Origin of the sequence: Chengkuizengella marina (assembly GCF_009910845.1) — a bacterium.
GTDB lineage: Bacteria > Bacillota > Bacilli > Paenibacillales > KCTC-33759 > Chengkuizengella > Chengkuizengella marina.
The window spans coordinates 136697-150630 of sequence record NZ_SIJB01000018.1 but is presented as its reverse complement, the minus strand read 5'-3'; the positions used below and the strand labels follow the sequence as shown (position 1 = coordinate 150630).

Below are 13934 nucleotides of genomic sequence, written 5' to 3'. Positions count from 1 at the left end.
GAGTGCTCATCAATGGCAAGATCTAACCAACTAGTGGTGCCTCAATCTAATGCGGCATTAAATCAATTAAAATATGAAGTAGCACAGGAGCTAGGTATTCAAATTCCTCAAGATGGTTACTATGGTAACATGGCTACTCGTGATACAGGTTCTATTGGTGGATACATGACTCGTCATTTAGTACAAATGGCTGAGCAAACATTAGCAGGTAGACAACCTTAATAGTAAAATAAAAGTAACAAAAGCTCAAGGGATTTAATCCCTTGAGCTTTTTATCTTCAAAATTTGTAAATTTTCATATAAAAATTATTTCTGTACTTCTTGGTTTTAATTTACATTTTTCAGTATATTCACATTTCATGCAAACCAAGTCGTTTGTTTAACTTCTCATCATTTAACCATCCTACATATGATTTAATTGTGGTAAAATCTTTTTCCATTAGTAAAACACCTACAAAAGGATATTGTTTTCGATGTCGATAACGTACATCAAACCAACGAACTTCATATCCCCAAGTATGTTGTATGATGTCTGAACATGCGTACTCAGAACTAAAATATAAAAACGAAGCGATGTCAGGATTCTTTTTGGAAATTTCGATAGCAGGATGTGCTTTACATTGCACTTTATCTACCCATTGTATATTTCCATTACTTTTTAATTCACCTAGTATATGAACGTTATTTTTATTTTTTTTAACGATGTTCCATTCTGATAGATGAACTGTCGGGATGAGCATATATGAGTCACCTTTTTGATAGTTGTTGTCTTTTTTGTAAAGGTTTTTTTGCAAAAAATAATGTACTGCTGTTCTCCAAATATAATAGACAATTAAAAAGCCATATAATATTGGAAAAATAAATGTAGCTTCACCAATATGGAATACCCAAAGGAATAAGGCAATAACATGAGAGAAAAATATAATAGGATCAAATATATGGATAATATTCCATGAAATCCATTTATCTGAGATAGGCCTTAGAGCTTGTGTTCCATAAGTATTAAATAAATCTGAAAAAACATGAACACATATCGCTATGAAAACCCATAACAATACATGAAGAATGGCAGTGGGCTGAAAAATTAGAAATATAAGCCCCGTAATCAGAAAAGTCCAAATGAAGAGAGCAGGTAATGAATGAGACAACCCTCTGTGATTTTTTATATATGCACTATTACTTTTAAATCTATATAACCCATCAGCATCTGGGGCTTGTGAACCTAATACAGTTCCAACTAACACAGATACAAATAAATTAGGATCATTTGAAACAGCAGGATCAATGGTTGCTAAACCAGCTAATCCTAAACCTACTACAAAATGAGTACCAGAATCCAATATGGCTCCCTCCTGTAAAAGCAAAATATCTTTATCTTTACTCTTTATCTTTATCCTGTTCCGTTACTTATAATCATGTTCAGGGTATTTAATTTATCAAGAGTAAAAAGACCCATTCATCAATTTGATAAATAGGTCTTTTATATTCTTATATTATATGTTTTTGTTAAAACCTTGTGCTTAATAAGTTGGAATATAATTTAATTCTTCATCAAAAGTAATATAATCTAAATTCACCATTAGCAGTAAGTATCTTTTTCCTGTGTCACGATCGCTAATTACAATGTGATCTCTACCAGCTGCTTCAAGAACTCCTGTAAACACTTTTGCATTCCACTCAGTGTTATTTTCATAGGTCATATAAATCGTCGCTTCTTTTCCTAAATTTAATCGTAAAATATTTTCAATGTAAGAAACTTCCATTGGTAATTGACCTGGTGGTGTGATATCTGACATAGCTGGTGAAGTACTTGGGAGAACTGAGCCACTTGGAGCATATGGTCCTGACATAGATGCTTGCATAGAACTAGGCATAGACCCAGACATAGACCCAGACATAGACCCAGGCATTGATGGAGAGCCATGCATCATATTAGCATACTGTGCAGGCATGGCCATTGGATTAGCGGCAGGCATCGCCATTGGATTAACACTTGCAGGCATTACATTAGAATATGGCTGAGCCATTGCATTATAATTATTTCCATTCATTTGTTAAATCCTCCTTTAATTAAATAAATGTAAAACAAAAACATATTAGTACACACTCGGGCAAACACTTTGTAAAGGGGTGAAAAAGCAATGAGCTTTATACCTTCCAGAATTATATTGGTCATACCATTGAGGTGGACATGCCCCTTCTGGTCTAAAAAACCATAAAGAATTCGTTGCAGGATGGAATCTTTCACCGTTAATGACTCTTTGGGCTAAACGGATATCTTTATCCCTTGCTTTTTGGTAAAAGTATCCTTTAATTGTAGCTTCATATCCACCTGGTCTTTGAAACACCATTCGCTTCATATCTCGAATATCTTTAAAATCTAAACAATCTGCTCTTATTCGGTTTACACCAACATTTCCAACCATTAACATTCCTAATTCGCCTTCACCCTCTGCTTCAGCCCTCATTAATCTTGCTAGTAACTTCACATCTTCACTATTTGCTTTAATGACCGCCATATGTTTATGTCCATCCTTTCAATAGGGTATATTAAAAAGGAGATCGTCTTTTCATGTAAACAAACAATTCAATACATTAATATAATTATGGAATAATGCTTGACAACATGACAATTAAATTTGCGTCTAAAATATGAATAAAGAATCGATTTTGTTGTCAAATGTTCTGCAGACTGATATGATTAAAGATATGTTTTTTTACGCTCTAAGGAGGCTTATAGATAGGTGGGTAAACAGTTAGATGTGCAAGTGATGAATGAATCAATCTCTGATTCTGCAGTTATAGATAAAGCTTCTTGGAGAGATTTTGTTCAGCTAACAAAACCAGGAATCATTAGATCTAATCTTATTGCAGCATTTGGAGGGTTTTGGCTTGCATCACAATGGGATATCAATTGGTTCATTTTAGCTTATATGATGCTTGGAACAGCATTGATCATGGCATCAGGTTGTGTTTTAAACAACTTTTTGGATAGAGATTTTGATGAGAAGATGGAGAGGACACAAGGTCGTTCCCTACCAGCTGGAAGGATTCATCCAAATGTTGTGCTTTGGTATGGGATTGTTTTAGGTATAATAGGTCTGTTTGTTCTTTATTTTTTAGTGAATCCTATTTCAGCTTTTTTAGGTTTTATTGGATTTTTTGTTTATGTTTTTGTTTATACAATGTGGTTAAAGAGAAATTCTACTTGGAGTACATCGATCGGTGGGATTTCAGGAGCAATGCCTCCTGTTTTAGGATATTGTGCAGTGACGAACGAAGTAGACGCTGGGGCGTGGTTACTGTTTGCTTTATTATTTTTATGGCAGCCACCACATTTTTGGGCGTTAGGTATAAGACGTAAAGAAGAATACAGAGCTGCTGGATTTCCATTGTTACCTGTAGTAAAGGGAGTAAAAAGAACAAAAATTCAAATGCTGCCCTATGTGTTCCTTTTAATACCTGTAAATATCATGTTTTATGTTTTTGGATACGTAGGAATGATTTATTTAGTTGTTTCTATTTTATTAAGTATAGTTTGGGTTATTTACTGTATTATAGGTTTTGTTACTAAAGATGATGATAAATGGTCAAGAAGGACATTTCTTTTTTCCATTAATTACTTGATGATTAATTTCTTTGTAATGATCATAAATACTACAAGTTAGGTGAAAGTATATGAATCGAAAAAAATGGTTGCAAATTATTTATTTTAGTGTGATGGGGATTTTAATCATAGGAATGTCAGCTTATTTGATATATAATTTGATCCCAGAATCAAAGTCCGATATCAGCTTTATAACGGAAGAAAATACTGAAAAGGCCCCTCCATTTGAATTAGATAATATTGATGGAAGTACCGTATCTCTAGAGGAGACTGATGGAAAAGTAAGGTTAGTATACTTTTATTTTTCAACTTGTGTTGATGTTTGTCCACCAACAACTTACTTGCTTTCACAGGTACAAGAGCGATTAAAGGAAGAAGATATATTTGGCAATGAAACTGCCATTTTTTCTATTACCTTTGATCCTGAGAGGGATACTCGTGAAAGATTAATTGAATTCTCAAGCGGATATGATCCAGATCCATCAGGTTGGTATTTTTTACGAGGAGAAGAGCAGTATTCCAGAGATCTAGCCACAGAATACGGCATAAGTGTTATGGAGTTAGAAGGTGGGGATTTTGGTCATACGAATTTCTATATTCTAATCGATAAAAAAGGAAATATTAAAAAATACCTACCTATTAAAGATGACTTATCTGTTGAGGAAAACGTTGACTATATTGTTGATCATATAGCAGCCTTATTATAAAATTAGATATAAATAAATCAAAGAAACAGCCTTTCAAGTGGCTGTTTCTTTTTTTAAATGAGTATGTATTCGCTCAAATCAGATTTTTCGAGCTGGTTTATAATATGTTCATCAGGTGTGCCTTCCACACCAGCATATTCTTTTTTTGTATATAAATGTTCCGCATCTGGAAAGACTTCTGCTAAAGTTTTTCTAATTTTTTTACCTGCTATATCATTGTCAGTAAAAATAAAGATTTGTTTTTCGATGGTTTGTTGAATTAACTTTTCTAATCGATGAGAATTTAATGTTCCATTTGTACATAAAATCTCAATTTCTTCAGATAAAAACTTTCTTAAATGAATTCGATCATTAGTTCCTTCCACAATGATAACAGCGTCCATTGGTTTATCCTCCTATACGAAAAGTAATAGGAAATAGTCTTCAAAGTTTGGCATCACTTTTTGGGGTTAGGAATACTTGTTTCTCACTCCAAGTCCATAATGTTTTGGAAAGTTCATTGTCCTCTGCTATTTTTGAAACTAGAGCGATTTTCTTTTTATAAAAATACTCACCTGTGGTATCTTTTACTTCATCACTAGTTGCCAGGTAAACAGCAGTTGATGCACCTTCTTCTGGGGATAGAAAAAATGGCTTCAACAATTTTATTAGATTTTTCCCAAATCCAGTTTTTCTATTCACACCTATGTTAGTTGCTACTGCTCCTGGATGAAGAGCATTTACAGTAATATTTGTATTTTTTAGTTTTTTTGAAAGCTCTTTTGTAAACAGAATGTTCGCTAATTTAGATTGAGCATATCCTTTCATTAACCCGTATCGTTTAGTTAGGAAGGGATCCTGAAGATCAATTTTTCCAATTTTATGAGCTCCAGAAGAAACATTAATAATTCTTGCTTCTTTTGCATTTTTTAAATGTTCTAATAGCAAATTGGTTAGTAAAAAATGACCTAGATGATTAATGCCTAACTGCATTTCAAATCCATCACTTGTAAGTTCTCTTTTCAGAGACATTACACCGGCATTATTGATTAATATATCCAGTTTATTATATTTTTCCTTAAACAGGGACACAAATGTACGTATGCTTTCTAGTGAACCAAGATCACAAATCATTAACTCAATATTTTCAGAACCACTTTGTTGTTTTGCAGTTTTGAGTGCTGTCTCTCCACGTTGTTTGTTTCTGCATAACATAATAACAGTAGCTCCTGTGTTAGCAATTTCAATTGTTGTAGCTAAACCCATTCCTGAATTAGCACCTGTGATAAGTGCAATCTTTTCGTTCATTTTATTTTCCTCCCCACATTTAATTTAAATACCATAATTCATATTACATTAAGGATATACGACTTTCTTTTTAAGGTAAATATGCAAAATCCATTTATTGTTCGCTGAAATTTATTGAAAATTATACTTTCCTTTGAGTGAAGATGGTAAAACGATTAGGATAAGGTAACATGGAAAGGGAAACGAATAAAAAGATAAAAGCAAATAAGTATGGTGATACAATATCCCTTACCTGACCTGCAATAACAGGACCAATAAAGGCTCCTAATGACATGGAAATTGCTAAAATAGCAAAAATACGTCCATATTTTGAGATACTAGACATATGAGTTAAATAAGTAGCCATTGCTGGATATATAATTCCTTTTGCCATACCTATTAAAAACAAGGATAAAGCTAAAGGGAACATTTGATGCAACGCCAAATCAAAAAATATAAGCGCTAAAAATAAACATCCTGCCGCCGTTCTTACAAAAGGAGAAAGTCGGTTTAAAAATAACATGCTTAACGTACATAAAGCTCCGAGACTAACAATGGAAAATAAAAGTCCTGATGCAAAAATGGAATTGCGTGATATTGGAATTAAAGGTAATTCAAAGAACAAAATGCCTTGCGAACAAGATAAAGCAAGGGGCAAAACATAAAATAGCCATGGGATTTTTTGTTCTTCATTTTCCATTAAGGTTTGGGGATGAGGAAGTTTTTTTTCTATAGAGGTTGATTTTATATTTTGTATCCCCCAGAATGCCAAAACCCCTGTGATGATGAGTATCCAACCTAACAAATTAAATGCAATCGAATACCCGACTTTTGCAACTAATAATGCCCCAGCAGCAGGAGAAACAATAGAAGCTAATGTATGAACGAGTCCATTTCCTGCCATTAATTTTCCCTGTTGAATCTGATCCTTTGCAATTTTCGCTAATAAAGAAAGACAGGCTGGTGATAAAAAGGCTAAAATAAATCCACTGATTGAACGGATGACTAATAACTGCCAAGGATCTGTAACGGAAGACTGAATAATTAACAGCCATCCTGCAATGATTAGACTGAAAATAATAAAATATTTACTACCATAACGATCTACACCATAACCTGCTAATATATTTCCTGGAATATGTGTTAAAGAATACATCCCCATAATCAAACCGATAAAGGAGGGAGCAGCTCCAAGGGAAATTGCAAAAGGAGACAAGATTGGAAATTGTGCATGTAAATCAAAAAATGCAATGAACATAAATAGATATAACCATATTGCTGTTTTCATCTAATCACCATCCATTAGTAGTTACTCTAAATGAGGTTGTTCAAAAAAACTTCTTAAACATTTATTTTAATCATTTTTAAAAATAGCTTGTTATTACTTGTACGTTACTTTTGTAAAAATATTCATATTGAGTAATCAGATTAAAGTTTATTCTAGAGCTGAATATGTGCGTTGATGGTTGATTTTTTGTATAATAGACATAGTTGGAATAAGCTAAGAGTAGAGACGGGAGTGTTTAGATGGAAATAGAGAGTTGGATTACATTTGCCCAAGAAAAATGGTATATCATTCTTGCAGCTATTATTGTGTTATTTATCGTTATAAAACTAGTAAAAACATTAGTGAAGTGGTTCATTGTATTGGCAATTGTAGGTGTATTGATTTATTATGGTTCTAACTATAGTGAGACGCTAAAAACAGCTAGTGATCAGTTTTTGGATATGATTCCAAAAGAAGAATTGATAGACCTTGCAATAAATGAAATTAGAGAATACATAGTAGATGAAGCTATGGATGGTGATTTCCTCATTGAAAATGAAAATGTAACGATAGAGGGAGATACAAATTCAGATTTTTTAACCATTACTTATGGTGGGGAAACCTATACGATAGAAATGAATGATGAAATTAGAAAATTGTTAGAAAAAAATAAGAACTAATTAGGTTATTTGGAGGAGAACAGATTGCAAACTTTTATTGATATGATCACAAGGTTAAACTACATTACATTGCTCATCGTGTTCGTATTTTTAATCTCCTTAATTCAGGGGATAAAGAGAGGTTTGTCTAAGTCTGCATTTCAATTATCTCAAGTCATCCAAGACATCATTATCAATATAACTGCCGTTATAATAACTTGGAAAATTACAAATTGGCTTTCTCCTAAACTTCAAAACTGGATGATATTGAAATCCATTCAAATTCCATCTGAAGAACTGAATGTGCTGGAAAAAGGGTATTATATTGTACTTACCTCAATTCGAGACTTTACTTTTATACGCTTTATTCTTATTTTTTTAGTCATTTATTTATTGATCCAATTTTTGATCATGCTGTTATTTAATTTGGTATTTTTAAATCTAATAAGAACGATGAAAATGATGAATGGAAGAAAACAATCAAAGTCTGAAATTCCACTATTCATCAGTCAGCTCTTTGGAGGATTTATCGGTGTCATATTTGGTTTAGCTAAGGGTTTGATTGTCATTTTGTTTTTGTTTATTTTTGTAACTTTATTTCCTCAAACCCCCTTTACCTCATATATTCAATCCTCCACTTTGTATCAAAGTGGTACAGAAAAAGTACTGCAGCCGATAAGTCAAAATTTTATAGAGACTACTTTACCTGTATTAGCTAAAGAAGCTGAGGATGAATATAATGAAGTGCTCCAAAGGAAATATGAAATTATAGATCATAACATTCCTGATAATATCGTGGAAGCAACACATGTCATTGTAAAAGACTTAAATACTGATGAGGAAAAAGCTAAAGCTTTATATGATTGGGTTGGAACAAGAGTTCAATATAACTGGGAAAAAGTAAGGTTATACGAAGAAGAAAAAGTATGGATGGAACAAACACCTGAAGATACATTTCTTACAAAACAAGGGGTTTGCATTGATTATTCTAGATTATATGCTGTGATGGCAAGAACGGCTGGATTGGATGTAAAAGTAGTTACAGGACTTGGATATGATGGCCGCGGAGGAATGGGTGCCCATGCTTGGAATGAAGTGTACTTATCTGAAACAAATGAATGGATTCCTTTAGACACCACTTGGGTGTCATCAGGAGGAAATTGGTTTAATTCTAATGACTTTTATGAAACACATATAAAAGATGCTTAGCTTTTCATTTGCCATCTATAATAAATAATGGATACTAATTTTTTATAAATAAATATATATAAAGAGGAGAACTTACATGAGCGGCTTGAAAGACCCAAAGAAAGAAGAATGGCTTAAACGGACAAATTTTGCCTTTCGCTTAAATATATTTTTCTTTGCTATTTTTATTATATTTTCAGTATTAATTGTTAGACTGGCTTATATTCAGTTTGTGGAAGGAAGTAAGTATCAAGCACTTAAGAATAAAAATTCAGAGGTAGTTAATCAAATTCCACCGATTAGGGGCAATATTTATGATGTGAATGGTTATGCTATCGCTTATTCTACTTCTAGTCAGTCTCTTTATTATGAACTTCCTAGTAATCCCGATCAAGAAGAGGTGATTGATCTAGCTAGCAGATTAGAAGAAGTATTTGAGCAATATGGAGATGAGAAATCTGAAAAGTCAGCACAAGAAATTGTTGATGATATGGATGTAGGTTTTAATATATATAAAGAAGAAAAAACAATTATGAATTATGCTAATCGTCCTAGAAGGTTAAAAACAGATCTTACACAGGAAGAAATTGCATACATCTTAGAACATATAGAGGAGTTTCCTGGAATTGAAGTAAGAGAGGAAAGCGTTAGAAAGTATAGTCAGGATACCATTGCAGTTCAGTTGGTAGGGTACTTAAAAAAGTTTAATTCTGCAAGTAATTTGTCAGGTTATTTAGATTATTATAAAAAACAAAATGTTGTAAATGAGTATTTAGATCAGGAATATGTTGGCTATGATGGCTTGGAGTTTTTGTATCAAGAAGAGCTTAGAGGAAAGAATGGGACTAGGACCTATCCAATTAATGCTCTAGGAAGAATTATTGGAGATCCGCTAGTTGTACCTCCAGTTAAAGGGAATAATTTATATTTAACGATAGATAAAGATGTTCAGCTTGCGACTGAGCAGGCAATTCTAGATCAAATAGAGTACTTAAAATCAGATCAAGGTGCATTGTATAACAAAAGTGGTGTGAATGCGACAACAGGTTATGCTGTAGCCATGGAAGTGGATACAGGGAAAGTAGTAGCTATGGCAAGCATGCCTGATTACGATCCGAATATTTGGGAGGGTGGTTTATCTCAAGAAGATTGGGAAACAAACCAAATTTATTTTAATAATGGTACGATTTCAACCTCTTATTCTAATCATGAAGATTCTGTAGAAAGAGGAAAACATCCAACCTCGATTGTACCGTTAGGATCAACGATTAAACCGTTAACCATATTAATTGGATTAAACGAGGGACTTATTACACAAAATACAACTTATAACGATACAGGTTATTTTTATTTTGGAAATGACAACACAAGAATTAGAAATGCACTAAGTAAAGGAAATGGTACAATTAATGCTTTTGGTGCCATTCAATACTCCTCTAACACATTTATGTCCGCTATGATTGGAGAACCTTTATCAAAACAAGGACAAGATGGACTAGATTTATGGGATTCATATATGAAACAATTTGGATTAGGTGTTTCAACTGAAAGTGGATTACCTAACGAATCAGCTGGAATTATTGAATATACGAATATACAACAAACAGGTAGTATATTATCTTCCTTAGTTTATTCTTCATGGGGTCAAGGTGCTAGATATACAACACTTCAACTAGCACAATATGCTGCAATGGTAGCAAATAAAGGAAAAAGATTACAGCCGCAATTTGTAGATAAAATCACAACTTTTGATGCTGAGACGGTGGAAGAGTTTGAACCGATCATTTTAAATGATGTAGATTTACCAGATTCATATTGGAACTTAGTGCATAGTGCAATGACTCAAGTAAAGAAATCAGGCTTTGAAGATTTTCCTTATGTGGTTGCTGCCAAAACGGGTACATCACAGCAATCTGTAGCTGGGGAAATAGTAGATAATGCAGTATTTATTGCGTTTGCCCCAGTCGAAGATCCAAAGTTAGCTGTTGCGGTTGTTGTTCCAGAAGGTGGGTATGGTTCATTTGGAGCAGGTCCAATAGCTAGAAAGATGTTTGATGCTTATTTTGGATTAGACGATGAAGCAGAAGAAGCTGTAACTGATGGTGAAGTTGAAGGCACTTCTGCTAACTAAAGCAGTTATAAAGGCGAAATCAATGAATTGATTTCGTTCTTTTTTTTGAGGCATAAAAAATAAATGTTGCACAAGATCAACTTTTTTGTGTATAATAAAATTATTGCAATGGGTATTCATCATATTTTTTTGGTTCTTTTTTTGTGCTAGACCAACTTTTTTATATTAAACCATTTTTTATAGATGGAACAAAAATGGGATATTCATATTTTTTAGTTAAAAAAGTTTCCTAAAACAACAACACTTGCTACAAATATTATCTTATATAAAAGGAGTTGATTTAAATGTCATCTGCAATTCAAGTGGAAGATTTATATGTTTCTTATCATGGAAATACAGCACTTAAGGATGTAACTTTTTCTTTGGAAGCTGGGAATTTATTGGGGATTATCGGACCTAATGGAGCAGGTAAATCAACTTTAATAAAAGCCTTACTCCAATTGATACCCCGAGATAAAGGTCAGGTTACTTTTCTTGATAAAACCGTAAAAGAAATTCGTAAGCAAGTTGCTTATGTACCACAACGTAATGATATTGACTGGGATTTTCCAATTACAGTTTTAGAAACTGTTCTACTAGGGACTTATCCGAAAATAGGGATGTTTAAGAGGCCCAAAAAAAATGATAAAGAATGGGCATATGAATGTTTAAAGGAAGTAGGGATGGAGCAATTTTATAAACGCCAAATTGGAGAGCTTTCCGGAGGACAGCAACAAAGAGTTTTCCTTGCAAGAGCGCTGGCTCAGAAAGCGGAGTTGTTTTTCCTTGATGAACCTTTTGTAGGTGTGGATTTAGGTAGTGAAGAGACAATTATTAACATACTTAAAAGGCTTAGTAATCAAGGTAAAACCGTTACCGTTGTTCATCATGATTTAAGCAAAGCAGAAAATTATTTTAATAAATTGTTATTAATTAATCGAGAACTAATCGGGTTTGGTTCAGTAAATGAGGTTTTTAGACCTGAAATTATGGCAAAAGCATATAAAGGTCAATTTGCTTTTATGAAGGAGATTGGGGTGAGTGTATAAATGTTTGGCGAGATTATAAATTATGTGAACTATGTAATGGAGTATGAATATATGCAAAGGGCATTCCTTACCTCTGTTATCGTAGGAATCATATGTGGAGCCATCGGCTGTTTTATTATTTTAAGAGGGATGGCTTTAATGGGGGATGCTATCTCCCACGCCGTATTGCCAGGTGTTGCATTGTCTTATGTGTTAGGTATTAATTTCTTTTTTGGGGCAGTAATTTCTGGTGTTTTAACAACGATTGGGATTGGATATATAAGTCAAAATAGTCGAATTAAAAATGACATTGCCATCGGAATAATGTTTACTTTTGCTTTTGCAATCGGGATTATCTGGGTTACATTATTGAAAAGCAGTACGGACTTATACCACATTTTATTTGGAAATTTATTAGTTGTTAGAACTTCTGAATTGTGGGCGACATTTGGGATCGGTGTATTTGTATTAGTCATGATTTATTTATTTTACAAAGAGCTTTTAGTTAGTTCGTTTGATCCAACAATGTCAGCTGCATATGGTTTACCTAATAAAATGATTCATTACTTGTTAATGATTTTACTTACAATGGTGACTGTGGCTTCTATTCAGACAGTAGGAATCGTGCTCGTTGTAGCGATGTTAATTACACCTGCAGCAACCGCATATTTACTTACAGATCGATTATGGATCATGATTTATTTATCTTCAGGTTTTGGTGCAATTTCTTCTATTGTTGGATTGTTTTTTAGTAATAGATTTGATTTAGATTCAGGAGCTACGATTGTATTAACAGCAACAACCATGTTTTTAATCGCATTTATATTCTCACCTAAACAAGGTGTGTTATGGAGAAGTATTAAATCTAAGAGCACTAAATCATTAGCGAGAGTGTAATTCTGATATTACGTACACATAATGTGTCATGTTAACTTTGAAATTCCACAGAAGTAATAGAGGGCTAAGCGGGATCATATTTTACGAACTTCTGCTTCAGTTTATTTGTTAATGTTGATTTTTTGTTGCAAAATAAGCTTTTACTTTTGTGAATTATATAATACTTAGGAGTGATTTTGTTGAAAAAGGCATTATTATTAAGTTCATTTATTCTGATTTTTATTATGGGTTTGGTAGGTTGCAGTACAGACGAATCTGAAAATGGTTCAGAGGGAGATAAGCTTCAAGTAGTAACAACATATTCTATTTTATACGACATTGTAAAAAATGTAGGTGGAGATCAAGTTGAAGTGCATAGTATGGTACCTATTGGTGCAAATCCACATGAATTTGATCCTTTACCTTCAGACGTTGAAAAAACACAAGATGCCGATGCGGTATTTTATAACGGTTTAAATCTTGAAGCAGGGAATTCTTGGTTTTCGAAATTACTTGAAACAACAGGTAAATCAGGTGAAGATGCTCCTGTATTCCGTTTAAGTGAAGGTGTAGAAGTGAAATACCTTACTACTGCAGGGAAAGAAAATGAATCTGATCCACATGCTTGGTTAGATGTTAGAAATGGAATTATATACGCTGAAAATGCAAGAGATGCTCTAAAACAAGTTGATCCAGATCATGCGGAAATATATGATGCTAATGCAGCAACTTACATTGCTCAATTAGAAGAGCTTCACCAACAAGCAGTTGATCGTTTTAATGAAATCCCGAAAGAAGATCGCTTTTTAGTAACAAGTGAAGGAGCTTTCAAATACTTTAGTGCAGCTTACGACTTTGATGCAGGATATGTATGGGAGATTAATGCAGAGAATCAAGGAACACCTTCACAGGTTAGTGCGATTGTTGATTTAATACGTGAAAGAGAAGTTCCTGTATTATTTTTAGAAACCAGTATCGATCCAAGATCAATGGAGACAGTATCCAATGAAACAGGGGTTCCGATCTTTGGGAAGGTATTTACTGATTCAGTGGGTAAACCAGGTGAAGATGGAGATACTTATATTGAAATGATGGAATGGAATATTGATATGATTTATAACGGGGTCACTTCTAAATAAGAGAAGTGGAATGAAAGCCATCCATGATGATCATTCATGGGTGGTTTTTTGTTTGGCATATTGGGATGAAGAGGTGAATGAATACAA

Annotated in this window: 15 protein-coding genes; 9 read left to right on the top strand and 6 right to left on the bottom strand. The window is 33.4% G+C overall.

Annotation, left to right across the window (positions count from 1 at the left end; genetic code table 11):
* Positions 1–12: 12 nt before the first annotated feature.
* Positions 13–222 carry an alpha/beta-type small acid-soluble spore protein gene (locus ERL59_RS08125; RefSeq protein WP_160645698.1) on the top strand — a complete coding sequence of 70 codons (210 nt, stop codon included), beginning with the start codon at positions 13–15 and terminating at the stop codon, positions 220–222.
* 128 nt (positions 223–350) lie between these two features.
* Here the strand turns inward: ERL59_RS08125 and ERL59_RS08120 are convergent, their stop codons facing one another.
* From ERL59_RS08120 to ERL59_RS08110, 3 genes are all read right to left on the bottom strand, one after another.
* On the bottom strand, positions 351–1340 hold the full coding sequence (locus ERL59_RS08120; RefSeq protein ID WP_160645697.1) for a metal-dependent hydrolase: 990 nt from the start codon (positions 1338–1340) through the stop codon (positions 351–353).
* Between the two features lie 180 nt (positions 1341–1520).
* Positions 1521–2051 (bottom strand): spore coat protein GerQ, encoded by a 531-nt coding sequence (gene gerQ / locus ERL59_RS08115; RefSeq protein ID WP_235929832.1) that lies wholly within the window; start codon positions 2049–2051, stop codon positions 1521–1523.
* A 45-nt stretch (positions 2052–2096) separates the two neighbouring features.
* A complete protein-coding gene (locus tag ERL59_RS08110) occupies positions 2097–2519 on the bottom strand; it encodes a cell wall hydrolase (RefSeq protein ID WP_160645696.1) in 423 nt (140 codons plus the stop codon).
* A 252-nt stretch (positions 2520–2771) separates the two neighbouring features.
* On the opposite strand from ERL59_RS08110, the gene cyoE reads away from it, so the two are divergent.
* Both cyoE and ERL59_RS08100 read left to right on the top strand, forming a co-directional pair.
* A complete protein-coding gene (gene cyoE, locus ERL59_RS08105) occupies positions 2772–3668 on the top strand; it encodes a heme o synthase (protein ID WP_160645739.1) in 897 nt (298 codons plus the stop codon).
* A 10-nt stretch (positions 3669–3678) separates the two neighbouring features.
* Positions 3679–4314 carry an SCO family protein gene (locus ERL59_RS08100; protein WP_235929831.1) on the top strand — a complete coding sequence of 212 codons (636 nt, stop codon included), beginning with the start codon at positions 3679–3681 and terminating at the stop codon, positions 4312–4314.
* Between the two features lie 53 nt (positions 4315–4367).
* Here the strand turns inward: ERL59_RS08100 and ERL59_RS08095 are convergent, their stop codons facing one another.
* From ERL59_RS08095 to ERL59_RS08085, 3 genes are all read right to left on the bottom strand, one after another.
* Complete coding sequence (locus ERL59_RS08095) at positions 4368–4697, bottom strand: toprim domain-containing protein (RefSeq protein ID WP_160645695.1); 330 nt, start codon at positions 4695–4697, stop codon at positions 4368–4370.
* A 40-nt stretch (positions 4698–4737) separates the two neighbouring features.
* On the bottom strand, positions 4738–5601 hold the full coding sequence (locus ERL59_RS08090; RefSeq protein ID WP_160645694.1) for an SDR family oxidoreductase: 864 nt from the start codon (positions 5599–5601) through the stop codon (positions 4738–4740).
* Positions 5602–5722: 121 nt separating this feature from the next.
* Positions 5723–6868, bottom strand: a complete 1146-nt coding sequence (locus tag ERL59_RS08085) for an MFS transporter (RefSeq protein ID WP_160645693.1) — start codon at positions 6866–6868, stop codon at positions 5723–5725.
* A gap of 239 nt (positions 6869–7107) precedes the next feature.
* Here ERL59_RS08085 and ERL59_RS08080 point away from each other — a divergent pair, with 239 nt between their 5' ends.
* The 6 genes from ERL59_RS08080 to ERL59_RS08055 all read left to right on the top strand — a co-directional run bounded on the left by ERL59_RS08080 (position 7108) and on the right by ERL59_RS08055 (position 13847).
* On the top strand, positions 7108–7527 hold the full coding sequence (locus ERL59_RS08080; RefSeq protein WP_160645692.1) for a hypothetical protein: 420 nt from the start codon (positions 7108–7110) through the stop codon (positions 7525–7527).
* Positions 7528–7551: 24 nt separating this feature from the next.
* A complete protein-coding gene (locus tag ERL59_RS08075) occupies positions 7552–8715 on the top strand; it encodes a transglutaminase domain-containing protein (RefSeq protein ID WP_235929830.1) in 1164 nt (387 codons plus the stop codon).
* 76 nt (positions 8716–8791) lie between these two features.
* Complete coding sequence (locus tag ERL59_RS08070; RefSeq protein WP_160645691.1) at positions 8792–10825, top strand: peptidoglycan D,D-transpeptidase FtsI family protein; 2034 nt, start codon at positions 8792–8794, stop codon at positions 10823–10825.
* Positions 10826–11109: 284 nt separating this feature from the next.
* Positions 11110–11853, top strand: coding sequence for a metal ABC transporter ATP-binding protein (locus ERL59_RS08065; protein ID WP_160645690.1), 744 nt, complete (start codon positions 11110–11112; stop codon positions 11851–11853).
* Positions 11854–12729: a metal ABC transporter permease gene (locus tag ERL59_RS08060; protein WP_201763508.1), complete on the top strand. Its 876-nt coding sequence runs from the start codon at positions 11854–11856 to the stop codon at positions 12727–12729. It abuts the gene before it with no gap.
* Between the two features lie 224 nt (positions 12730–12953).
* Positions 12954–13847: a metal ABC transporter substrate-binding protein gene (locus tag ERL59_RS08055; RefSeq protein WP_160645735.1), complete on the top strand. Its 894-nt coding sequence runs from the start codon at positions 12954–12956 to the stop codon at positions 13845–13847.
* The last annotated feature ends 87 nt before the right edge of the window (positions 13848–13934 follow it).